17 protein-coding genes and 2 pseudogenes are annotated in these 22,853 nt (G+C 63.2%); 5 read left to right on the top strand and 14 right to left on the bottom strand.

Annotated features, from left to right (window positions below):
- Positions 1-142 precede the first annotated feature (142 nt).
- Positions 143-1,777: a tetratricopeptide repeat-containing sulfotransferase family protein gene (locus tag NKH83_RS16265; protein ID WP_352805781.1), complete on the top strand. Its 1,635-nt coding sequence runs from the start codon at positions 143-145 to the stop codon at positions 1,775-1,777.
- A 12-nt stretch (positions 1,778-1,789) separates the two neighbouring features.
- Here NKH83_RS16265 and NKH83_RS16260 read toward each other — a convergent pair whose 3' ends face one another.
- The 6 genes and pseudogenes from NKH83_RS16260 to NKH83_RS16230 form a co-directional block, all read right to left on the bottom strand.
- A complete protein-coding gene (locus NKH83_RS16260; RefSeq protein WP_352805778.1) occupies positions 1,790-2,143 on the bottom strand; it encodes a DUF1428 domain-containing protein in 354 nt (117 codons plus the stop codon).
- A gap of 78 nt (positions 2,144-2,221) precedes the next feature.
- Positions 2,222-2,650: a VOC family protein gene (locus NKH83_RS16255; protein WP_352646563.1), complete on the bottom strand. Its 429-nt coding sequence runs from the start codon at positions 2,648-2,650 to the stop codon at positions 2,222-2,224.
- A gap of 125 nt (positions 2,651-2,775) precedes the next feature.
- On the bottom strand, positions 2,776-2,949 hold the full coding sequence (locus tag NKH83_RS16250; RefSeq protein WP_023719167.1) for a hypothetical protein: 174 nt from the start codon (positions 2,947-2,949) through the stop codon (positions 2,776-2,778).
- 103 nt (positions 2,950-3,052) lie between these two features.
- The gene (locus NKH83_RS16245; protein WP_352805774.1) at positions 3,053-4,582 is read right to left on the bottom strand and encodes an ABC-F family ATP-binding cassette domain-containing protein; all 1,530 of its coding nucleotides are present in this window, start codon (positions 4,580-4,582) and stop codon (positions 3,053-3,055) included.
- Between the two features lie 436 nt (positions 4,583-5,018).
- Positions 5,019-8,330: an excinuclease ABC subunit UvrB gene (gene uvrB, locus NKH83_RS16240; protein ID WP_352805771.1), complete on the bottom strand. Its 3,312-nt coding sequence runs from the start codon at positions 8,328-8,330 to the stop codon at positions 5,019-5,021.
- Between the two features lie 113 nt (positions 8,331-8,443).
- Positions 8,444-9,697, bottom strand: a pseudogene (locus tag NKH83_RS16230) (hypothetical protein).
- Between the two features lie 143 nt (positions 9,698-9,840).
- Here NKH83_RS16230 and NKH83_RS16225 point away from each other — a divergent pair.
- Positions 9,841-10,881, top strand: a complete 1,041-nt coding sequence (locus NKH83_RS16225; RefSeq protein ID WP_352805765.1) for a CapA family protein — start codon at positions 9,841-9,843, stop codon at positions 10,879-10,881.
- Between the two features lie 72 nt (positions 10,882-10,953).
- A complete protein-coding gene (locus NKH83_RS16220; RefSeq protein ID WP_352805762.1) occupies positions 10,954-11,925 on the top strand; it encodes a hypothetical protein in 972 nt (323 codons plus the stop codon).
- 13 nt (positions 11,926-11,938) lie between these two features.
- On the opposite strand, the gene NKH83_RS16215 is transcribed toward NKH83_RS16220, so the two are convergent.
- Complete coding sequence (locus NKH83_RS16215; protein ID WP_254819220.1) at positions 11,939-12,433, bottom strand: YegJ family protein; 495 nt, start codon at positions 12,431-12,433, stop codon at positions 11,939-11,941.
- Positions 12,434-12,630: 197 nt separating this feature from the next.
- Here NKH83_RS16215 and NKH83_RS16210 point away from each other — a divergent pair, with 197 nt between their 5' ends.
- On the top strand, positions 12,631-14,253 hold the full coding sequence (locus tag NKH83_RS16210) for an FAD-binding oxidoreductase (protein WP_352805759.1): 1,623 nt from the start codon (positions 12,631-12,633) through the stop codon (positions 14,251-14,253).
- Positions 14,254-14,260: 7 nt separating this feature from the next.
- Here the strand turns inward: NKH83_RS16210 and NKH83_RS16205 are convergent, their stop codons facing one another.
- The 3 genes from NKH83_RS16205 to NKH83_RS16195 form a co-directional block, all read right to left on the bottom strand.
- Complete coding sequence (locus NKH83_RS16205; protein ID WP_352477917.1) at positions 14,261-14,770, bottom strand: hypothetical protein; 510 nt, start codon at positions 14,768-14,770, stop codon at positions 14,261-14,263.
- Positions 14,771-14,928: 158 nt separating this feature from the next.
- Positions 14,929-16,059, bottom strand: a complete 1,131-nt coding sequence (locus tag NKH83_RS16200) for a hypothetical protein (RefSeq protein ID WP_352477915.1) — start codon at positions 16,057-16,059, stop codon at positions 14,929-14,931.
- Between the two features lie 6 nt (positions 16,060-16,065).
- Positions 16,066-16,500, bottom strand: coding sequence for a DUF4383 domain-containing protein (locus NKH83_RS16195; protein WP_352805755.1), 435 nt, complete (start codon positions 16,498-16,500; stop codon positions 16,066-16,068).
- A gap of 735 nt (positions 16,501-17,235) precedes the next feature.
- Here NKH83_RS16195 and NKH83_RS16190 point away from each other — a divergent pair.
- Positions 17,236-18,174, top strand: coding sequence for a diacylglycerol/lipid kinase family protein (locus tag NKH83_RS16190; protein WP_254819224.1), 939 nt, complete (start codon positions 17,236-17,238; stop codon positions 18,172-18,174).
- A gap of 618 nt (positions 18,175-18,792) precedes the next feature.
- On the opposite strand, the gene NKH83_RS16185 is transcribed toward NKH83_RS16190, so the two are convergent.
- The 4 genes and pseudogenes from NKH83_RS16185 to NKH83_RS16170 form a co-directional block, all read right to left on the bottom strand.
- Positions 18,793-20,004 (bottom strand): mandelate racemase/muconate lactonizing enzyme family protein, encoded by a 1,212-nt coding sequence (locus NKH83_RS16185; protein ID WP_352805751.1) that lies wholly within the window; start codon positions 20,002-20,004, stop codon positions 18,793-18,795.
- Entirely contained in the window at positions 20,001-21,617 is a 1,617-nt protein-coding gene (locus tag NKH83_RS16180) for a GMC family oxidoreductase (protein ID WP_352805748.1), read from the bottom strand. The genes NKH83_RS16185 and NKH83_RS16180 overlap by 4 nt, the downstream gene beginning before the upstream one ends.
- Before the next feature lie 112 nt (positions 21,618-21,729).
- Positions 21,730-22,103: pseudogene (locus NKH83_RS16175) on the bottom strand (VOC family protein).
- A 27-nt stretch (positions 22,104-22,130) separates the two neighbouring features.
- Positions 22,131-22,703 (bottom strand): GNAT family N-acetyltransferase, encoded by a 573-nt coding sequence (locus NKH83_RS16170; protein WP_352805745.1) that lies wholly within the window; start codon positions 22,701-22,703, stop codon positions 22,131-22,133.
- Positions 22,704-22,853: the final 150 nt, after the last annotated feature.

The following is a 22,853-nucleotide window of genomic DNA, read 5'->3' as shown; positions in this document are numbered from 1 at the left end:
TGCTCTTGCACGTGCCGCAGCGATGGCCTAGATCGCGGCAGGCGGACAACACGGCAGGTTTCCCATCAACAGAGATCCGAGACAACCGGCAGGCGCACGTTACGGCTCAGGCGGACAGCCGCCGCTGGGGCTCGACCAGCACGTGCAGCGGGCGCTGCAGTTGCACCAGGCGGGGCGCCGGCAGGAAGCGGAGGCGCTTTACCGTCAGGTGCTGGCGCAAAAGGCCAACCACCCGGCTGCTGCGCATTTCCTCGGGCTTCTGCTGCACCAGACCGGGCGCAGCGCCGAGGGGCTGGCGCTGATCGAACAATCGGTGCGTCTGCAGCCGAACAATCCGGATTTCCTCAACAATCTCGGCACCGTGCTGCGCGACCTCGGCCGGGTAGCGGCCGCGGCCGATCTCTTCCGCAAGGTGGTGGCGATTCGGCCGGACCAGTTGGCGGCGCGCGACAATCTCGGCTCGTCGCTGAAGCAACTCGGCCAATTCGAAGGCGCCGAAGATATTTATCGCGGCACGATCGGCCGCAACCCGTTCCATGTCCGCGCCCGCGTCGGGCTTGCCGAAACGCTGCAGGAAGCGGGCCGGCTGGATGAAGCACTGGCTGTTTTTCGCGAGGCGCTGACGATCCGGCCGAAGGATGCCGATCTTTTGCACGGCCTGGGCGTCGGGCTGATGGAAAAGGGCAATCTCGACGAGGCTGCGGATCTTTTCAGGCAGGCGCTGGCGGTGGACCCCGGCATGGCCAGGGCCTGGCTGATGCTCACCCAGGTCAAGCGCCAGAAGGAGCGCGACGCCGAGCTTGCCCGCATGGAGGCGGAGCACGCCAAGGCGCCGCAAGGCAGCCTGGCGCGCATGCAGCTTTCCTTCGGCCTCGGCAAGGCCAACGACGACCTCAGGGATTATGGCCGCGCTTTCGACTATTTCGCCGAAGGCAACGCGATCCGCCGCCAGGGCATCGACTACGACGCCGGCAAGACGCGCGGCGAGTTCGAGGCGATGAAGGCGGTATTCGACAAGACCTTTTTTGAAAAACACAGGCCGGGCGGGATCGCCGACGACACGCCGATCTTCGTTGTCGGCATGCCGCGATCCGGCACCACGCTGGTCGAGCAGATCATCGCCAGCCATCCGCAGGTCTATGGCGCCGGCGAGCTCAGCATATTGAAGACGGCGGTCGGCAAGCAGTTTCCGCTCAGCATGAAGGGCGGCTTTCCCTGGGGCATCGCCGACATGCCCGACAAGGCCTATGCTGAGGCCGGCCAGGCGTATCTCGACATGCTGCGCGCCCGCTATCCAGGTTTTCGGCACGTCACAGACAAGATGCCCGGCAACTTCCTCTTGGTCGGCTTCATCCATATGATGCTGCCGAAGGCCAAGATCATCCATTGCGCGCGCGATGCGGCGGCGACCTGCCTGTCGATCTACAAGGTGCACTTTCGCGGCGACAGCCATCGCTACGGCTACGATCTCGACGAGCTCGCCGATTTCCACAACCTCTACACCGATATCATGGCGCACTGGCACGCCGTGCTGCCTGATGTCGTGCACGACGTTCGCTACGAGGATTTCGTCGCCGACCAGGAAGGCCAGTCGCGGGCGCTGATCGCCCATCTCGGCCTGCCATGGGACGACGCCGTGCTGTCGTTTCACCAGACCGACCGGCCCGTGCGCACGGCGTCGGCCGCGCAAGTGCGCCAGCCGATGTATCAGGGCTCGGTCGATCTGTGGAAGCGCTATGGCGACCGGCTGAAGCCGCTGCTCGACCGACTAGCGTAATGCGTTGCGGGCCTACAGCTCCAAAAACGGCTGGAAGCCGCCAAAGATCATGCGCTTGCCGTCGAACGGCATGGTCTCCCAGTCCGGCTTGAGGCGCGGATCGGCCATCACCTTGGCCATCACCGCATCACGATGCTGCCTGGATTCATAGACGACCCAGGAGAAGACGACGACCTCGTCTTCCTTGGCCTGCACGGCGCGCGGGAAGGAGGTGAGCTCGCCATAGGATACGTCGTCGCCAATGCATTCGACATAGGCCAACGCGCCATGCTCCTTCCAGACAGCGCCGGCCGTCTGCGCCATTTTCTTGTAGGCATCGAGATTTGCCTTGGGCACGGCCAGCACGAAACCGTCGACATAGGACATCTGACTTCCTCCATGTGATCGTTTTCCTCTCCCTTTAGAGCGGGGAGAGGTGATTTCAGACACAGCCTGTGTTGGATGTTAAGCTGCTTTCACCGGTGCGTTCATTGCCCATTCGACGCCGAACGGATCACGCATATTGCCCCAGCGGTCGCCCCAGAACATCACCTGCAACGGCACGACTGCCTCGCAACCCGCCTCGATGGCCCGCTTCCACCAGGCGTCGATGTCGTCGCTGCCGAGATGGAGTTGCATGGTGTAGCCCTGCGGCTTCACAGCGGCCATTCCATGCTCGGGATAGAAGTCGGAAAGCATCAGGGTCGAACCGTTGATGTGGAGATGGATATGCATGGTGCGGCCCTGTTCATCCGGCGGATAGGCAAAGACCTGCTCGGCACCGAAGGCCTTTTGGTAAAATTCTGCGGCTTTGAAAGCGCCGTCCAGCTGAAGGTAGGGCGTCAATCCGCCAAGCACTTTGGCGGCGGACTGGGTCTGCGGCTGATCATTCATGTCATGCTCCTCTTTGCGTCTGGTTGGCCTTTGCGAACCACAGGACGAACGGAACGGCGAAGATCCTACACGGCCGATGGTTTGGATTCGAAATGGCGCCTGCCGCGACGGCCAACTGCCACCTTTCAACCTTCGATGCGAATCCGCGGGCTGTTTTGCGCGTCGACGACGATTTCCGGCCAGCCGATATCTTTGCGCAACTCGATCGGCAATGAAAGGATGGCGCGTTCGCTGCGATAACGGGCGCGAGCCGCCGAGTAACGCGTCACGGCGTGACCTATGGATGACAGAATAGACATGATGCTTTCTCCTCGATTGGCGCCGGCATCACCGTGTCGGCGTCCCAAGGACGTGGCATGCGATCATCATCCGACAGAGCGCCGGATTTTTTTCCGCAATTTTTTAACCGCCCGCTTCGGCTACCTCCTGGAAGAAAGCTTCCGGGCTATCGATCTCGGTCAGCCGCCGTTTCTCGATCAGCCAGAAGCGGTTGCCAACCGCGCGGATGAAGGAGCGGTCGTGCGAGGCGAGCAGACAGCTCGCCTGACGTTCCAGCAATTCCGCTTCCAGCGCCTCCTGGCCATCAATGTCGAGGTGGTTAGTCGGCTCGTCGAGTAAATAGAAATTGGGATTGGCGAGCCTCAGCGCCAGCATCATCAGCCGCGCCTTTTGCCCGCCGGACAGCACGCCGATCCTGCGCTCCTGCATGTCGATGCTGACGCCGGCGCCCGCCAGCAGCGAGCGGGCGCGCTGCTCACCGACATCGAATCTGCGCGAGAGCGTCGCCAGCGGCGTGTCGTCGCCGCCGATGCCCGACAGCGCCTGGTCGCTATAGCCGAGCACCGTCGACGGCGTCACCTTCACGCCTTGCGCCGCCGTTTGCGGCTCGACGATGGCATTCCGGATCAGGCCGATCAGCCGTGATTTGCCGACGCCGTTACGGCCGAGCAGGACAATGCGGTCCCCTTGGCAGATATGGCGCTTGCCGGTGCCGAACAGAACCGTGCCGTCAGGCGTTCCGACCACCAGATCGTCGAGCGTGATCAGCACCTTGGCATGGCTGCCGCGATTGGCGAGCTTGATCGTGCCCGCCGATTTTTCGCGGTGCGCCGGCGCTGCCGCGTCTTCCAGGCGCTCTGCCCGCTGGTTGAGCTGCTTGGTCTTGACCGTCAAAAGGTCGCTGCCGGAATTGATGCCGATATTGTTGAGCTTGGCCGCCTGCCGGCGCAGCTGCTGCGCCACTTTCATGTCGCGCTGGAATTTGCGCTCGGTCGAGGCGTCGACCTCGTCCAGCGTAAGCCTCGCCCGCGAATAGGGCAGCGAAAACACCGGCGATTGTTCGGGGCGTAGAAACAGCGTGCGGTTGGTCGTCGCGTCGAGGAACGCCCTGTCATGGCTGGCGATCACAATCGGCACCTCGCGCGGCAGCGCGTTCAACCAGGTTTCGAGTTGGCTGATCTTGCCGAGATCGAGATGGTTGGTCGGCTCGTCGAGCAGCAGGACGTCGGGATCGGTGACCCAGACGCGGGCGATCAGTGCCAATCGCTGCCAGCCGCCGCTCAAGGCCCGCATCGGCCGCGCGCGCATTGGCTGCGGCACGTCGAGCGAGTCGAGAACCACATCGATGCGCCATTGTTCGCTTTCGGCCTGCTCGGCCGGCAAGACGTCGGCCACCACTTCATGAAAGCTGCGCCCGGCCAGCGCTGCGGGGATGATTTGCTCGACATAGCCGACGCGCAGGCCGCGCGTGCGGGAGATGTCGCCTGATGTCGGCTCCATGTCGCCGGTCAGGCACTTCAACAAAGTGGATTTGCCGCGACCATTGGCGGCGACGATGCCGAGCCGATCGCCAGTGCCGATGGTGAGGTCGAGATTGGAGAAGAGCGGCGCACTCATAGTGACGCCGAGGGACTTGAGGCTGATCAGGGCCATGTCGATTTCTCTGGTCTGTCCGGAGTGATTCCGGTTGATGCACTTTGACGGTGCGCAGCTGGCCATCAGGCTCGGCGTTTCAGCACCACGAAGGGCAGACCAAGAAAATCGAAGCGGGAGAACCCGGACCGTCTCTGGTCAGCCTGCAAGCAAGCTCGCAGGGCAGAGACAGGGCCGCGCTGACGGTGGTGAGAAAATAACACGCAGCCCTCCTTTCAAGACGTTCAAGTTGTAGAAACTGGCTACACCAAGGGTAGCGCCGATGGCAAGTGGCTAGGCTCCCCCTTCTCCCCTTGCTTGGTGGGAGAAGATGGCCGCGAAGCGGTCGGATGAGGGGCGCTCCAGCTTGGCACCGACGGCGATCCGTCCAGCACCCTCAACCGTCTCGGCGCTGCGCGCCGATCCACCTTCTCCACAAGGGGAGCAGGGAAGCTCGCTACCGTCCCGGCCGACCCGTCTTGCCCGGCCGGCGCTTTTCACGGCGGGCGTCGGCGGGATCTTCGTAGGAGCCGATGCCGGCGCGCTGACGGACAATGGGTTTGGCGGAAACGTCGTGTTCCTTCGCGCCCCCCTCTGCCCTGCCCTCTTTGCCACCACTTGGCATCTCCCCCACGAGGGGGGAGATTGGTTGTGGTTTCGCCGGCGCTTTTCCCTCGACCGGCTTCTCGGTCCGCCGCACCGTCATCTCGTCCAGTGAGTTCTTCCTGAACAGCGGCTTGGTCGGTTCACCCGGTATACCGAAATCCGAACCGTGCGCTTCCTGCGCCGACTGTTTCTTGAACAGCGAACGGGAGACCGCGCCTGACGGCGTCGGCATGTCGGTGCCAGGTCCCATATCGTCCAGCGAAGGTTTCGCGAACAGCGGCTTCTTGACCGGCACGGCGCCGTCGGCGCCCATTTCGTCGAGCTCCGGCTTGCGGAAGAGGTTGGGCCGGGCAGCCTTGGCCGCCTCTTCGGCGGCATGTGCCTCATCGAGCTTGCGGAAACGCTCCTGTTCCTCTGCTGTACGATGTTTGGCCACGCCCTTGTTGTGCTTGCCCTTTTCGCGGCCCGAAACCGGGCTTTCCATGTCGGCATATTTGGCCAGCGGGTCGTCCGAGATGGACAGTTCCATCTCGCGCAGCCGCTTGATTTCGTCGCGGATACGGGCCGCCTTTTCGAAATCGAGGTTGGCGGCGGCGTCGCGCATCTGTTTGTCCAGGGCGTCGAGATGCGCCTTCAGATTGTTGCCCATCATGGCGCCGGCGCTGTCGGTGAACTGCGAAATGTCGGCGCGGACATGGTCCTTCTCGTAGACTGAATCCAGGATGTCCGAAATACGCGACTTGACCGATTCCGGGGTGATGCCGTTGGCCGCGTTCCACTCCATCTGCTTTTCGCGACGGCGGTTGGTCTCGGCCATCGCCCGCTCCATCGAGCCGGTGATCTGGTCGGCATAGAGGATGACCTTGCCGTCGACGTTTCTGGCGGCGCGGCCGATGGTCTGGATCAGCGATGTCTCGGAGCGCAGGAAGCCTTCCTTGTCGGCGTCGAGAATGGCGACGAAGCCGCATTCGGGAATGTCGAGGCCCTCGCGCAACAGGTTGATGCCGACCAGCACGTCGAAGGCGCCAAGGCGCAGGTCGCGCAGGATCTCGATGCGCTCCAGCGTGTCGATGTCGGAGTGCATGTAGCGGACGCGAATGCCTTGCTCATGCAGATATTCGGTCAAATCCTCGGCCATGCGCTTGGTGAGCACAGTGACCAGCGTGCGGTAGCCGGCCCTCGTGGTTTCGCGGATTTCGCCGACTACGTCGTCGACCTGTGTCTTGGCCGGGCGCACTTCGACCGGCGGGTCGATCAGGCCGGTCGGGCGGATGACCTGCTCGGCGAAGACGCCGCCGGACTGCTCCATCTCCCAGGCGCCGGGCGTCGCCGAAACCGCGACGGAGAGCGGGCGCATGGCGTCCCATTCCTCGAAGCGCAGCGGCCGGTTGTCCATGCAGGACGGCAGGCGGAAACCATACTCGGCCAGCGTCGCCTTGCGGCGGAAGTCGCCGCGATACATGCCGCCGATCTGCGGGATGGTGACATGGCTTTCGTCGATGAAGACCAGCGCATTGTCGGGAATGTATTCGAACAAGGTCGGCGGCGGATCGCCCGGCTTGCGGCCGGTCAGATAACGCGAGTAATTCTCGATGCCGGCGCAGGAACCGGTCGCCTCCAGCATCTCCAGGTCGAAGCGGGTGCGCTGCTCAAGCCGCTGCGCCTCAAGCAGGCGGCCAGCCTTTTCAAGCTCTTGCAGCCGATATTTGAGTTCTTCCTTGATAGACTTGATGGCTTGATTCAAGGTCGGGCGCGGCGTGACGTAGTGCGAATTGGCGTAGATCTTGACGCTCTTCAGCTCGCCGGTTTTCTGGCCGGTCAGCGGATCGAATTCGGTGATCGCTTCGATCTCGTCGCCGAACAGCGAGATGCGCCAGGCGCGGTCTTCCAAGTGGGCCGGGAAGATCTCGATCGTGTCGCCGCGCACCCGGAACGAGCCGCGGACGAAGTTGATGTCCTGGCGCTTGTATTGCTGGGCGACGAGGTCGGCGAGCAGCGCGCGCTGGTCGAGCCAGTCGCCGATCTGCATCTGGAAGGTCATCGCCGTATAGGTCTCGACCGAGCCGATACCGTAGATGCAGGACACCGAGGCGACGATGATGACGTCGTCGCGCTCGAGCAGCGAGCGCGTCGCCGAATGGCGCATGCGGTCGATCTGCTCGTTGATCGAGGATTCCTTCTCGATGTAGGTGTCGGTCCGGGGCACATAGGCCTCGGGCTGGTAATAGTCGTAGTAGGAGACGAAATACTCGACGGCGTTTTCCGGGAAGAATTTCTTGAACTCGGAGTAGAGCTGCGCGGCCAGCGTCTTGTTGGGCGCCAGGATCAGAGCGGGGCGCTGCGTCTCCTCGATCACCTTGGCCATGGTGAAGGTCTTGCCCGAGCCGGTTACGCCGAGCAGCACCTGGGTGCGGTCGTTGCTGTTGACGCCCTCGACGAGATCCTTGATCGCGGTCGGCTGGTCGCCGGCCGGCTCGAAATCCGAGACCATCTTGATGGCGATGCCGCCTTCGGATTTCTCAGGCCGGGCAGGGCGATGCGGCGTCCACAGCACGCCGTCCTTGTGCAGCGGATTGCCGGATTCGATCAGCGCCGACAGCGCCGCGACCGTGGCGGTGACGCCGCCCGAGGCCATGGCCTCGGCGTCCTCCAGCGAAATGTCGAGGCCGGCGACAGGGTTGAGACCGGCCGCAGTGCGCTCCCGCGCCGAAGCCGCGCCGCCCATCGAGGTGCCGCGCGCAGTACGGCCGGGGGAAGAGGAGCGCTCCGGGATCTTCTTCGACTTGGCGCCTTCCCTCCCCCTCGAGGGGAGGGTGGCGGCGGAGCCGCCGGGTGGGGTCGGTGCGGCAGTGCTCTGCGACCCTTCACGCCGAGCGCTTCCTTTGCCGACCCCCTCTGTCGCCTTCCGCGACATCTCCCCCTCGAGGGGGGAGATTTGACGCCCTTCCTTCTCGGCTTCCTGCTCGATCTGTTCGGCCCAGTCGGCGATCGAGCCGGTCAGCGGGGCGCCAGTGAACTCGGCCTGCGGCGCCTCGGCAAAGCCGCCCTTGTACAGGGGCTCCGACGCATCGAGAAAATCGGTCAGCGGGCTGCGTCGCTTGGGCGGCGAAGCGCGATCGTCATTCGCCGGCGGCGGCGTTTTCTTGTCGGAGAGTCTGGCCATGGCCCGAATATGGGAGGTATCGGCCAAAATGGAAAGAGCGGAGTGGCGGGTGGTGCGAGGCGCAATTTGGCTGCTGACAGCAGGCTGTCAGGAGCACCCTCCAGGTTTCCTCCTTAGTTAAACCAAAGCGCGAACGTCAGAAACCCGGCGCCGCCGAACTGGCGCTGGATCTGGTTGAACTCCTCGCTTGTGAGAATCTTGCCGCGTTCGAGATAGGGTGCGATGGCCGGCCCGGTGATCGACAGCACCAGGTCGAAGGTTTTTGGCTCATCAAAGAAGCGCTTCATGTTGATGCCTTTGTCGGCGATGCGGAAATGCGGCAGCAAGGTGCGGCCTTTCAGCAGATCCTCCGCCATATCAAGGGCGGCGAGCCAGGCCTGCACCTGCTGCTCGCCGACTTCAAGGCCGGTCAGCGGGCTGGCGCCTTTCTGCTGCGGCCCGGGCAGCCATTCGTGGTCATTGTCGGTTTCGGCGCGGATGGCTTTCCAGTCCTCGCGCGACAGTCGGATCATCTCCATCAGATGGCGGCGCGCCGCTTACCGGCGCTCAGGCTCGACCACTTGCCAGTTGATGAGATGCACCAGGGAGATGAAGTCGGCGAGGCGCCATTCGGACGTCAGGATGCCGCCATTCATGCCACCGTCCAGCGGCACGAGCGTATCCTGCAGCGGCAGTTTTGCGCGCGGGAACAGCATGTGGAAGGAGCCGTCGAAGGTGTTTTTGAAATCATGCGCCAGCCAGAAGTCGGCCTGCGCCATCAGGAACTCGGCATAGCCCTGCAGCCAATAGCCGTCGGCGCGGTCGAAGCGAAAGGTGAGGGCTGGTGCGGCCGCGTCTGGCACACCGCCGCCGCGCGACAGAGACGCCATGATCGCGGCGGCACTTTCGTCCGGCGCGATCTGGCCATCCTCGTTGAGATCGATGCCGAGGCGGGTGAGGTCGATGACCATGCCGATGTCCGCGTCGGCGGGCACCGAGCCCAGCGTGGCTGCGGATTTCTCCAGCCGGTCGCGGAAGGCGACGAGAATGGCGCGGAATTGTCCGTAGGTCAGCGGCTCGGGATCGGGGTTGTCCGGCACCGGCAGCCGCATCAGCGGCAGCATGAAGGATTGCGGGCTTTCGAAACCGTGGCGATGCAGGCCGCCGGCCAGGATCTCCAGCGCGGTGAAGAATTCGCCGGCGCCGGCGGCGTAGGCGGCTGCCGGATCGCCTGGCGCGGCGGTTTCAAGCGCGGCAAGAGCGCTGTCGCGCTCAGTCACGGTTTTTGCCTCGAACAGTGCCGCGGCATCCGGCACTGCGGCGCCGGCCGAAGACAGCGGCAGGAAAAGAACGATGGCGCACGCCACCAGCCTGGAAAAACGCGTCATCGTGATCACCCCTTTTGTCGCTCCGCAGTGGATCATACACGCATTTGGTTCGCGCGCCTGTAGCCCTGTGGTTCAACGACAACAGTCAGCGCTTCAATCAGTCCGGCTGGCGGTCTACACAAGGCAAACCATTGGGCCGTCGCGTGTCGAATTATCCGCTTTCCTACAAACTGTCCTGGCTGCCACGCTTCCTCCGGCCTTCGCTCGATGGCGACGCGCGCGGCTTTGCTCCGGCGGCCGCAACCCTGCTCGACCCGCCGCCGGCGCGGACGGTGCGGCTGGCTTTCGTCGGCGATATCTCGGCGGTGGCCAATCGCAGCCCGCCGGACTGCGACCCGGCGATCGCGGCGCTGTTCGCCTCGGCCGATCTCGTGGTCGGCAATTGCGAAAGCCCGGTGGTGGAACGGCCGAGCGCTGTTTTGGGTACGAGGTTTGGCACGCATCACGCGATGAGCGAGCGGTTCCTTGCCGAGGCGCTGACCGCCGCCGGCATTTCGCGTGAGAAACTGGTGCTGTCGCTGGCCAACAACCACGTGCTCGACCAGGGCATCGCCGGCTTCGACGAGACGGTCGCCGCGCTGGAGCAATTAGGCATCCGCACAATCGGCGCTGGGGCTCCAGTCGAGCGGTTTGCGGTCGGACCGCTGACAATAGGCCTTGCCGCCTTTACCTTGTGGCGCAATGCCGACGCGGCTCAGTTCGCGGGCCGTGTCTCGATGGAAAGCAATCCGGCGCAATGGCCGCACGATGCGGCTTCGGGTGTCGACCTCCTCTGCGCGGTAGCGCATTGGGATTGGGAATTCCGGCATTTTCCACGTGCGAAGACGCGGGCACTGGCGCGGCTTCTGGCCGAACACGGCGTCTGCCTGATAGCCGGGCATCATGCCCATGTCGTGCAGCCGATCGAGCGGATCGGCAAGACGCTCGTCGCCTATGGACTCGGCGATTTCCTCGGCACTGCCTTCGCGCGCCAGCCGTGGCCTGGCCGCATCGGTGCCATTTTCGTCGTCGACATCAGCGCCGATCCCGGCACGCGCGGCGCCATTGCCGCCTACCGGCTGCAAGCCTTCATGCGGCTGCGCGCCGGCGATCACGAGCGGCTGGTGCCGGTTGAAATGTTGAAGGGAAAATCAAGGCAAAGGATTCTGGCCCGCCTCGATGCGATCTTCAGTGCCGGGCGCTGACGGCTGCGCTGACGCGGTCCACCAAACCGGCTATCATGCCCAGCGCGGGCAGGCTTGTGGCGGCGGTGGGTGATGGAAACTGCGGATTTCATGCCGAGCGAAGCGGTGATCGCCGGCCTCAGGAAGAACATCGAGGCCTATGAGGTCGAAAGAGCTTCGGCCTATCGCCGGACGCGCTGGCGGGTCCCACTTTTCATCGGGCTGGTGCTGGCGTTCGTGGTGTTTGTGGCCTGGCTCTTCAACGGGGTTGCCGACCCGAACGAGCAGTGGGTCTCGACCCCGCATGTGTTCCTCTATGTCGGCGGACTCCTGGCAGCGATCCTGCTCTATTTCCGGGCGATCAAGCCAGCGAGCAAATTGCAGCAGTCCTTTCGCAGCACGCTGTTGCCGATCATCTTCGGTTTCATCGAGGACATTCGGTATCGCCACAACGTCAAGCCGAATTCGTTCGACCGACTGCCGCGTGAGACGGTTGGTTCGTTCAACCGACGGTCTTTCGACGATGTTTTCTCCGGCCGCTACGAAGGATTTCCATTCGAGCTGTACGAAGCAGATCTACGGGAAGGGACGGGCAAGAGCACGACGGCAGTGTTCAAGGGCGTGATCGTCGCCTTCGAGACGATCGTGCCGTTCCCCGGCACATTGGTTGCCGCGCGCCGGACCAACAAGGTGGTCGGCTTCCTCCGCGGCATCTTCGGCAGCAAGATGCAGGAACTATCCAGCGGCGTACCCGAACTCGACGCCGCCTATGAGTTCCGCACCGACAATATCGAGGCGGCGCGGCCGCTGGTGACCGGCCGGCTGGCGCAGGCGCTGCAATGGCTCGGCGAGACCCGGCCGAACGATCCGGCACGCGTCGCGCTCAACGGCAGCGACGGCTTCCTCCTGCTGCCGCAGGAACGGAATTTCTTGGAGCTCCCGGATATCTCCACGCGCCTCGACTACACCAAGCATGTCGCGCCGATGATCGCCGACATGGGCGCGATTCTGGCGACGGCGGCTTTGGTGCGCAAGATCGGGGCGAAGGACGAGGAGGCGGGGTAGTCCGGCTGGGCGGTCAGCAATCGAAGCCGCGTTGGCTACGCATGTAGTCGACTTCCTCCTTCGGCATCGACTTGAACATCACACAGACGGTGAAACTGCCAACCTGGTGACCGTTTTTGGTATATCCCCAGTCGGAAATATCGTCTCGGTTGAATTCTACATACTGGCCAGCCACGACGTTGTGGACGCTATGTGGCTCATTCGCCAATATCCCCACGAATCCGGTTTCGTTCCGCTGGAACGGGATGACCCAGAAGTGTTCGGTCACATGTCCGTCCTTGATCATCACCTTCAGTTTGAATGTGTCCGTTCCAGGTGGCGGTGTCTGGGATAATGCCAGGAATGCATCCAGGGTGGCACGTGCCTGTGCAGTCGCCGCCGCCATATCTGGATCGTCAGGCGCGACTGCGACGACGCTGTCGTCGCCCTGACTGGAGTCGTGAGCCTCGGCGCATATCGGAGCAAGCTCTAGCATCAGGGACAGTATCGCGCGGGACACGAGCTTCATGGAATGGGCGCCCATACAATGGTCAGCATCATCATGGATCCGTTCGGATTTTCAATCATAGCGCGAATCATACCTCAATTGCAACCATAAGAAAATGCTCCTGATGCTGATGCCGCAACTGCCGCTAGTTCTGCTACGCACTCCGGCTCTGGTTTTTGCCGGAAACCCGCGCTATCCCTGAGGTAGCGAGGGGTGTCATGGTCGAAAAACGCAAGGGGTTTCGCCTGTCGCGGCGGCTGCTGCTGGGTGCGGCAGTGGTCGGCGGCGCGATGGTCTGGGGCGGGACGACAGTGGCGCGGCTGGCGCGCGGTCCGTCGGGGCAGAAGAATTCCGGGCGCATCGACGACATTGACGGCATCGATCTGGCGCAGAAGCCGCTGGAGGGCCCGCCAGCCTACGATCCGTCGCTGCCATGGCTGACCAAGGGCGGCGACATCAACGATGCCAGCGGCCTGTCGATGACGCCGGTCTACGGCGTTGTCGAAGTCAGCGAGGAAGACCACGTTGCGAGCGCGCTGGCCTTTGCCCGCACCAATGGCCTGAAGGTCTCGGTCGCGGCTGTGCGCCATTCGATGGGCGGACACGCTTTCGACGACAACGCGGTGGTCCTCGACATGCGCAAATTCAACAAGGTCAGCGTCGACCCGGCTGCGAAGACGATGACCTTGCAGCCGGGCGCGCGCTGGCACGACATCCAGAACCTTTTGCACCCGCGCTTTGCGGTGAAGGCGATGCAATCGACCGACATCTTTTCGGTCGGCGGCTCGCTGTCGGTCAACGCGCATGGCATGGACCACCAGGCCGGCTCGGTCGCCGGCTCGATCCGATCGATGCGGGTGATGCTGGCGGACGGTTCGGTGACAACCTGCTCACCGACCGAAAACACCGAGCTGTTCCGCCACGTCGTCGGCGGCTACGGCCTGTTCGGCGTGGTGCTGGAGGCGACGCTCGACATTGTCGACAACGACGTCTACCGGACCTCGCGCGAGATCATCAAATCGGACGACTTTCCAAGGTTTTTCGCCGAGGTGCTGGAGCCAAACAGGGCGATCGGTCTGTTTTATGGGCACCTGTCGACAGCGCCGGGTAATTTCCTCGAGGATATGATCGTCTACCGCTATGACAAGGTGGCCAACCAGCCGCCGGCCGACCAGCCGGCAATCGGCGAACCGGGTTCAGTCGGGCTCAAACGGGTGATCATCAACCTGGCGAAATGGGGAAGCGTGTTCCAGGAACTGAAATGGTTCACCGAAAAGACGCTGGAGCCGCAATTCGAGAGCTGCACGGTGGCGCGCACGACGGCAATGGCCGAAGGCGAGGCCTGCCTCGTCACCCGCAACAATCCGATGCATGATTCAGTGCCCTATCTGTTCAACGATCTGCTCGATGAGACCGACATCCTGCACGAGTATTTCATCCCGCGCGCCGCCTATAACCCGTTTATCGCCGAAGCGCGCGAGATCCTGCGCAACCAGAGCCTGCCGGTGCTCAACGCGTCGGTGCGCGTCGTCCACAAAGAGGATGTGGCGCTGAATTATGCGCCGGAGCCGGCCTATTCGCTGGTGCTCTACATCAATCAGCCGACCGACGCCGACGGCAATGCCAGGATGCGGGCGCTGACAAGGGCGCTGATCGATGTGACGATCAAGCATGGCGGGCGTTTCTTCCTGCCCTACCAGCTCCACTACACGGGCAAGGAACTGCTTGCGTCCTATCCGGAACTGCCGTCCTTCCTGGCGAAGAAGCGGCAATACGATCCGGGTGAGCTGTTTTCGTCGACTTTTTATCGCGCCATCAGGGCATTGATCGGCACGGCCTGAGCGTCGGTTACAGACCGTCAGGCAGTTTCGCCGCCAGCCAGTTCGCCGAGCGCTTGGCGATGCCGATCGTTGCCGCTGCGGCGCGGCCGAGATCGGTCTTGACCACGGCGTAACCCGCCTTCGTGCGGTAGAGCACGGCGCGGCCGCCATCGACCGCCGCTTCATAGGCGACTGGCCGGACGGTTTCCGTTTCCGTCGCCGTTGCCTGCGTTCCGACGGCAGCACTGGGCCGATGGCTCAGTTCCGGTGGCAGCGGGTCTGTCGCGGCGGTGCTGGCCGTCGTCAATTCGGGCTCGGAAGTGGTCGCCGCGAGCTGAGATGACGAGTTCTGTGTCCGGCAGATGCCGGAGACCAGCGGATAGTCAAAATTGCGCTCGTGCAGCATCTGGCTTTTCATCGCCGCTTCGCATTCGGCGATGGTCGACCATTTGGCGGGCGTCTCGCCGATATATTCGCAAAGCCTGGCGTCGCAATCGCAGCCGACGATGGTCATGGCGACAAGGGCGGTCTTGATCACAATCTTGTCCCTCCGAGTTGCCTGGCGATGTGCGCAAGACAAAGTGCTGCGGGGTCATCAATCGTTGCGGAACAAGGCGGGATTTGGCCGCGATTGTGGAATGAGCGTGGCGGAGCATCACGCAACGTCTTGCCGGGGCCGGCTGTGGCCGAAAGGCCTCAGTAATCGTAGACGTGCTCGAGCCTGGCGCCCGCCGTCATCAACGCCGGCAGCACGATGTGCAGCTTGCGCACGGCGACGGTCAGGCCGGTGCGTCGCGTCGAAGGTTCCGCCGGAAGCGGGTAGCTGAACAAGGTGCGTGCACCTTCGGGAACCTTGATTTCGGCGTTGGAAAGCATGGTGACCATGATCTCGTCATTGCCGCCGATCTCGACGAAGGAGATGCCCTTGCCGATCAGGCGCGGAATCATGTCGGTGAACACCTGATAGCGCCTGGTGACGAAGACCGTGCCGTCGGCGCCGAGATCGCGCTCCAGCAAAGTGTCGGGCTCGTTGCGCGTCACCTCGCTGACCGGACCCTTGGCCCAGACGTGAATGTCGAGCAAGGCCGGATCGGTGGTGGCGGCGAGCGCCGACTTGATCAGATCGGCGTAGCCTTGCTTGATGGTGTCGGCGAGGCCGAAGGCGAGCTTGCGTTCGCTGGTGCGGAAGGCGCTGTCGTCCGCTGCCGGCTGGACGGCGAACAGGCCGGCACGCTTTTCGGCATAGGGAAACTGGTACCACGGCACCTGGTCGAGAAAACCGGCATAGTCCGCCGCCACCTTGGCCTGGTAGATGTCGACGGCGGTGCGCTTGCCGGCGGTCGCTTCGGTGACACGGCCGACCGTATTTTCATAGGCCCACTGGATGGCGTGCTCGATCGTGTGGCTAGTGCCGATGATCACCAGCATCTGGTGGTTGTCGAGGTTGAACTTGTAGGCGGAGCTGGCGCGGATGACCGTCGCATAGTCCTGCCAGAAACGGCCGATATAGGAGAGATAGGGAAAACCGCTCGGCTGGTTCTTGTCGACGAAGCCGGCATATTCGCGGGCGGCGTAGACGATGGCCCATTCCGGATAGGTGAGAAAGGTCGATTCCTCCGGCCGCTGGTAGCCGGGGATCTCGGCGCGGACCTTGTCGGCCAGCGCCTTCGGCGGGTCACCCTCAGTGACGCCCGGCAATGGCGTTGTGTCCAGCGACGGCGTCGTGAGAAAGCCGTAGGCCAGCCCGGCGATCGGGATCAACACGACAATGACGACGAGCCAGAGGATCGCCTTGATGATGCGCTTCAGCCAGCGGAACAGGAACATGGCCGGTTAGGCCATGGCGAAATGGTCGTACACACGTTTCGACAGCCAGAACCCGACATAGACGGCGAAGCCGCCGATGACGATGTGCGGCAGGTTGGCGAAGAAGCGGGCCGGGAATTCGATGTCGTTCAAGGAGCGGAAGCCGTTGATGAAAATGCCGCCATCGAGGCAACCGGAACCGGTGACCAGGCCGAGCACGCCGTCGAACAGATAGACCGAGCCGAACAGCTTGAAATAGAACACCGCCTGGCGGTGCGAGATGAAGGCGGCCGCCAGCGCCCAGACGCCGGAGAAGGCGTGCAGCAAATCATCATACCATTGCAGCGAGAACAGGCCGAATAGATTGCCGCCGGCATCGTTGAAGGCCGGCACATAGCCGATGGCAACAACGCCGAAGAACAGGAAAGCATAGGCAACAGCAAGCTTCTGGATGAGCGTCATGAAATGTCCCCCTGCCGTCAGCCCTTTTAAGCGGCCCCCGACGGCAAATGGATAGTAGCTGATTTTGGCGCAGGGTGAAGCGTCGCCGGCAAAATCGTCCGGCGGGGCCACAAAGACAGTCGGCGCCGGGATTTCTCCCAGCGCCTCCCTGTCAGATCAGGACACGGTCGCGGCAGCAACTCCCGAAAGGTGTCGCGCCATGCCGGCCTTGATTTTGACGGTCCTGCCAGTCGCCACCCGAGGGTAGCGTCCGTTCCGGACCACGCCGGTCTCCACTCTTGCGAGCTTTGCCCGGCGCGCCATCGAAGGTTTTTGCCGTCCTTCATGGCAGCATCGGTCCGCCGTCGGCGCTCGCACGCTTTCCGCGGCCCCGTAGGTCTCGGCTTCCATCCCTCCAACAGGCAAGCCTGTTCTCGTTCAGGGCCGTACGGGCCTCAGGAAATCCGCCGTTCCGCTGTGCCTTTCGGCGTGGCGATCGGTAGCCGCCTGAGATGGGTTTAATGTATGTCGGATAAGTGTTTGGCGGAACTGCCGCGTGCCTGTGGATAGCGGGATTATCGGGGACTGACCCTGCCAAAACAGCGAGTTTCCGATCTCTGCCGCCGCCGGCCGGGATTTGCCGCCTCGAGGCCAAAACCGCATTGTCGGACATTCGATCTTGCCCCGCGGGCCGGCGCGGGCTTCAATGCCGGCAAATGATTGGAAGGCGTGTTCGATGGCCTTGGGGAGGCGGGCTTGAAGGTCGCGGTGGTTCTCAATCCGATCGCCGGCGGCGGCAGGCTCAAGCGGCATTGGCCCGAGGTTGCGGCGTCGCTGAAAAGACATTTCGGCGATTTCGAGCTGCGTGAAACGCAGGCCGAGGGCGATGCCGAACGGCTGGCGCTCGACCTTGCCGCCATCGGCTTCGAGCTGGTGATCGCGGCCGGCGGCGACGGCACCGCCAGCGAGGTTGCCGACGGGCTGCTGAAAGCTTTCCGAGAAAGCGGCCGGACGGCCGAGCTTGGGCTGCTGCCGTGCGGCGCCGGCATCGACTTCGCGCGCGGGCTCGGCCTGTCGAACAATGTCGACCTGACACTGAAGCGGATTGCCGAGGCCAAAGGGCGCAAGGTGGATGCCGGGTGCATCAGCTATGTCGACGACCACGGCGCGCTGGCCAGCCGCCATTTCATCAACATCGCCAGCCTCGGGCTCTCCGGCGCCACCGACCGGGCCGTCAACGCCGACAAGCGCAAGGGCAAGGTTTCGGCCAAGGCGCTGTTCTACTGGCGCACGGTCTGGGAGTTCCTCCGCTACCGCTTCCAGGACGTCGCGATCACCATCGACGACGGTGCCCCGGTCGAGGCGCGCATGGCACTGGTGGCGGTGGCCAACGGTAAATTCTTCGGCGGCGGCATGATGATCGCGCCCGATGCCGAGCTTAACGACGGCGAGTTCGACATCGTCATTCTGCGCGCCGCCGGCAAGCTGAAGCTGATCTGGGACATCCGCCTGCTCTATGGCGGGCGGCACCGCAACCATCCGGCGATCACCATCCTGCGCGGCAAGAAAGTGGTTGTCGAGCCGCTCGGCGATGTGCAAAAGAACGCCGCCCTGATCGACATAGACGGCGAATCGCCGGGTCGCATACCGGCGACCTTCGAGATCCTGCCCGGCGCCTTGACGCTGAGATATTGAATCAAGGCATTGAGGGATTGATTCAAGTTCTTTCGGCGGTGATTCCGGCGATCCGGCCAATGTGCTGAAATCGCGTAACAATTGCCTGATGTCAGGCCTCGAACTTGGCCGGGAAACCACGCCCGCGAAGATCGGTTCCGATCGCATCTTCCAGAAGCCTGACGATCATGGTCGACCAATTCCTTGAAACAGTGATTTTGGCAGGTGGCGGCCCATCGGCAGCGAACGTCGGTCGTTCCTGTCGGTGGTAAATCGCAAACCTTGGAGATTGGCCGAATCCTCCCCAACTTCGTCATCCCAGGGCGAAGCAGGAGCGAAGCTCCGTCTTCGCGGAGACCCTGGGATCCATGCCGTAACCTTGATCAAAGGGTGCAGCGGAGCAGAATTTTGCACCGCAGCAGCGCTCTGAAGTCGCGGCATGGATCCTGGGGTCTGCGCCGCGTCGCTTCGCTCCTTGCTCCGCCCCAGGATGACGAAGCGATGGGCATTTGCGCTAATCGCCAAGGCATGGGGTCCGTCAACGCAAGCGACCCGTCAAATCCTCTGTGCCGAGGAACCAGGCGCCGGGCCGCGGTCGTAGACGGCGACGGCAAAAGCCGTTGCGGATCAGGCTGGGGCTCACGGCATCAGCGGCGTCTGCATCATCTGCAAATGCAGGTCCTTGCCGGTCCAGGGATGCGCTTCGCAAACGGCTTCATTGAGTTCGACGCCGAGGCCCGGCTCCTTCGACGGGATGACATTGCCGTCCTGCCATTCGATCTTCTTCTTGAGCAGCTTCTCGTGAAATCCGCCCCACTGCTTCAGCGATTCCAGAATGAGGAAGTTGGGCAGCGTCACCGCGAGCTGGATGTTGGCGGCGCCGACGATCGGCCCGCAATAGCAGTGCGGTGCGATCTGGATGTGATAGGCCTCGGCCATGGCGGCGATCTTCTTGGTTTCGAGAATGCCGCCGGAGCGGCCAAGGTCCGGCTGCAGAATGGTCGCCGCGCGGTTCTCGATCACACGGGCGAATTCGAACTTGGTCGTCAGCCGCTCGCCGGTGGCAATCGGGATCGAGGTCGCGCGGGCGACCTGCGCCATCACCTCGGGCATGTCGGGCGGCACCGGCTCCTCGAACCACAGCGGGTCATAAGGCTCGATGGCGCGGGCGAGGCGCAGCGCACCCGAAGCGGTGAACTGGCCGTGCGTGCCGAACAGGATATCGGCGCGGGTGCCGACCGCCTCGCGGATCGCCTTGACCATACGGGCGGAGAGATCGATGTCGACGAGGCGCGGCTGGTGGCCGTCGAAGGCGGTGTAGGGGCCGGCTGGGTCGAGCTTGACCGCGTTAAAACCCTGCTCGACATATTCGAGCGCGCAGGCAGCGGCCAGATCGGGGTCGTTATAGACGTTCTTGCCGCGGGCGTCCTCGGAGTGGACGCTGCCGCTGTGCGGGTAGAGGTAGGTATAGGAACGCAGCGTTTCGTGCACCTGGCCACCAAGCAGCTTGTAGACCGGCTTGCCGGCCTCCTTGCCGATGATGTCCCAGCAGGCGATTTCGAGCGCCGAGAAACAGCCCATGCCCGACACGTCGGGGCGCTGGGTGAAGCCGGACGAATAGGCGCGGCGGAAGAAGTTTTCGACGTCGTGCGGATCGCGGCCGATCAGATAGCGCTCTGCCATGTCCTCGACCATTTTTGCGGTGACGTGGGCCGAGAAGGTGGCGTTGTAAGCTTCGCCATAGCCGACGACGCCGCCATCGGTGGTGAGCTTGACGAAGATGAAATACTTGCCGCCGATGCCGGGCGGCGGATTGCCGACCACCCAGGTCTTGACGTCGGTGATTTTCATTTCTGATCCTCCAGAACCAGTTCGGCGCCCTTCCATCCGGTCATGATCGCGGCGGCGTTGGTGTTGCCGGTTATGTTGTCCGGAAAGATCGAGGCGTCGATGACGCGCAACGCCTGGATGCCGTGTACCTTGAGGCGCGGATCGACGACGGCGTGCGCCGCGTCCGGCCCCATGCGGCAGGTCGAGACCGGGTGATAGACGGTGCCCGAGCGCTTCCTGAAATCCTGAATGAGATCTGCATCGGAGGTGATCGACGGACCCGGCAAAACCTCCTCCTCGATGATCTCGGCGATTGCCGGCATCGATGCGATCTTTCTGACGAATTTCACCGCCGCCAGCATTTCGACGACGTCTGCCTCGGTTGAAAACGCGTTGGCGACGATTTTGGGATAATCGCGCGGATTGGCGGAACGGATCATGATTTCACCGCGGCTCGATGGACGGCAGTTGGACAGCCCGATGGAAAAGCCGGGCCACGGATCGGGCGTCAGGATCGGCCGCTCGCCGCTCTTCGGAATGACGGTCGAAAACGCCTGGAAATAGAGCTGCATGTTGGGCCGTGCCGCGGCCGGATCGGTGCGGAAGAAGCCGCCGGCATTGTTCATCGACAGCGACAGCGGGCCTGAGCGCAAAAACACGTATTGCATGCCGACCAGCAGCTTGCCCCACCACGGGCGCAGGATCTGGTTGAGCGTCGGCAACCTGCCCTTGAAGGTGTAGTTGATGCCGACGTGGTCCTGCAGGTTTGCCCCGACATTCTCGTTGGCGTGAACGACAGGAATGCCGAGCGCGCCAAGCAGCGCCGACGGGCCGATGCCGGAGAGCTGGAGAAGTTGGGGCGAATTGACCGAACCCCCCGACAGGATGATCTCGCGCCCGGCGCGGGCGGTTTTCGTGGCGCCATTCTGGAGATACTCGACACCGATGGCGCGCTTGCCCTCGAAAAGGATTTTGGTCGCCAGCGCGTTGATCTCGACGCGGACGTTTTTGCGCTTCATCGCCGGGCGCAGGAAGGCGCGCGCCGCCGACATGCGGCGGCCGTTCCTTGTGGTGATCTGGTAGACGCCGACGCCTTCCTGCGAGGCGCCGTTGAAATCCGGGTTGAGCGGCAGGCCGGCTTGATTGGCGGCGGCGAGATAGCGTTTGGTGAGCGGATGGACGGAGGTCGAGCAGTCGGTGATATGCAGCGGCCCGCCGACGCCGCGCCATCGGTCGGCGCCGGCCTGGTTATCCTCCAGCGCCTTGAAGGCGGGCAGCAGGTCGTCGAAGCCCCAGCCCGGGTTGCCGGCCGCTGCCCAAGCGTCGAAATCCTCACGCGCGCCCCTGATCCAGACCATGGCGTTGATCGAGCTCGAACCGCCGAGCAGCTTGCCGCGCGGCCAGTGGTCGACATTGCCGGCGAGACCCGGGTCCGGCTCGGCCTTGTAGTTCCAGTTGACTGCCGGATCGAAGAAGGTCTTGCCGTAGCCGAGCGGCATCTGCACGTAGAAGCGGCGGTCGCTGCCGCCGGCCTCAAGCACCAGCACCGAGAAGCGGCTGGAAGCCGACAGCCTTTCGGCCAGGACCGAGCCGGCCGAGCCGGAACCGACAATGATGAAGTCATAGGTTTGCATGGTGGATAAAGATGGCCCTGAATTTCGCCCAGCCTAGACGCCGCGGACCGCCGCCATCACCGGAGCTTCCGGCATCGCTTGTGAAAAAAGCGACTGGCGCGCGTTGCTCACGCTATGACGCGACTGCTTTGCGGAAGGCGCGGCTGGAAATTGAAATCGTGTTATCGCATGGGTCATAAGCGTTGGCGAAAACATAGCCGCCCGCCTCATGCAGGGCGCCGAATAGCAGGCCGTCGCTGGCGCATTGCGCAGGAAACGCCTGGACGTCCTCGACATCGAAACCAGTTTAACGGTCGATTGTCCCGACCGCTGTCCTTTGCCAGCCTGGTGGAGCATCAGGCGTGTGCCTCCGGCTGGACTGACCAATTCGTCAATACGGTCGCCGTCCTCTCGATGCGCTTTGAAACCGAAATGCTTTTCGTAGAAGGCGACTGTCGCTTCCAGGTTCTTGGCGTAGAGAACAATTCGATTGAGCGCTAAAGCCAATTGTTCCTCCGCCAACCGGTCCGAGCATCACAGGCGATGATCGGCAATCTGCTTGAAATCATAGCGCATGATCGGGCGGGCCGGCGTCCTGCGTGCGACCACCCTGAACCCGGCGCGCGCGAAAGTGGAGGCATATCCGCTGCCGGACGCGCTCGGCGATACGTCGGCATCGAAAGGATAGGCTTCGAGCGCCGGACCATTTGCGTGTCTTGCGACTTCCAGGGCCTGTGTGATCAGCTGGGATGTTACGCCCTGCCGGCGGTATTGTTTTCGCACGTAGAGGCAGGACAGGGACCAGACCGGCCTGTCATCCACGCGCTTGAGCTGCCATAGCCGATCGAGCCAGGGCAGGGCATCTCGTGGCGTCACCTGGCACCAGCCAACAGCCACATCGCCGTCGAAAGCAAGCAAACCCGGAGGCGGACCATGCTGGACGGCTTGCCGGAACGCTGCCTTGTTTTCCTCACTGGATCGCTTTCGATAAGAACGACCGATCCGCCCGTACATACACCAACAACGACTGCAGACGGCGCTGTCACCGAACAGGTCCTCGAGCGCGGGCCACAGATCGGGCGTCAGTGGGCGAAAGGTAAGCTTCATGTCAGCCGCCATCCGCTACCTATCTTGCCCAGTCTAGCCTGCACTGCGCGCTAGCGCATCATAGATTGCAGTCCATGCGGGTGATGTTCGAAAAGGGGATTTCGCTCAGCATCCCCGCCGTTCTCCGGCTCGGCGCAGAAAATTGATTGC

It is taken from the genome of Mesorhizobium sp. M0909, assembly GCF_040319515.1.
In the GTDB taxonomy this organism is placed as follows: Bacteria; Pseudomonadota; Alphaproteobacteria; order Rhizobiales; family Rhizobiaceae; genus Mesorhizobium.
This window is presented reverse-complemented; position numbering and strand designations above follow the sequence as displayed.

What these genes read in the sequence shown, in the direction of transcription:
- uvrB (WP_352805771.1), bottom strand. Translation starts at nt 8,330, where the DNA reads ATGGCCAGACTCTCCGACAAGAAAACGCCGCCGCCGGCGAATGACGAT.
- NKH83_RS16185 (WP_352805751.1), bottom strand. Translation starts at nt 20,004, where the DNA reads ATGAAAATCACCGACGTCAAGACCTGGGTGGTCGGCAATCCGCCGCCC.
- NKH83_RS16255 (WP_352646563.1), bottom strand. Translation starts at nt 2,650, where the DNA reads ATGAATGATCAGCCGCAGACCCAGTCCGCCGCCAAAGTGCTTGGCGGA.
- NKH83_RS16170 (WP_352805745.1), bottom strand. Translation starts at nt 22,703, where the DNA reads ATGAAGCTTACCTTTCGCCCACTGACGCCCGATCTGTGGCCCGCGCTC.
- NKH83_RS16220 (WP_352805762.1), top strand. Translation starts at nt 10,954, where the DNA reads ATGGAAACTGCGGATTTCATGCCGAGCGAAGCGGTGATCGCCGGCCTC.
- NKH83_RS16200 (WP_352477915.1), bottom strand. Translation starts at nt 16,059, where the DNA reads ATGTTCCTGTTCCGCTGGCTGAAGCGCATCATCAAGGCGATCCTCTGG.
- NKH83_RS16195 (WP_352805755.1), bottom strand. Translation starts at nt 16,500, where the DNA reads ATGACGCTCATCCAGAAGCTTGCTGTTGCCTATGCTTTCCTGTTCTTC.
- NKH83_RS16250 (WP_023719167.1), bottom strand. Translation starts at nt 2,949, where the DNA reads ATGTCTATTCTGTCATCCATAGGTCACGCCGTGACGCGTTACTCGGCG.
- NKH83_RS16215 (WP_254819220.1), bottom strand. Translation starts at nt 12,433, where the DNA reads ATGAAGCTCGTGTCCCGCGCGATACTGTCCCTGATGCTAGAGCTTGCT.
- NKH83_RS16260 (WP_352805778.1), bottom strand. Translation starts at nt 2,143, where the DNA reads ATGTCCTATGTCGACGGTTTCGTGCTGGCCGTGCCCAAGGCAAATCTC.
- NKH83_RS16245 (WP_352805774.1), bottom strand. Translation starts at nt 4,582, where the DNA reads ATGGCCCTGATCAGCCTCAAGTCCCTCGGCGTCACTATGAGTGCGCCG.
- NKH83_RS16180 (WP_352805748.1), bottom strand. Translation starts at nt 21,617, where the DNA reads ATGCAAACCTATGACTTCATCATTGTCGGTTCCGGCTCGGCCGGCTCG.
- NKH83_RS16210 (WP_352805759.1), top strand. Translation starts at nt 12,631, where the DNA reads ATGGTCGAAAAACGCAAGGGGTTTCGCCTGTCGCGGCGGCTGCTGCTG.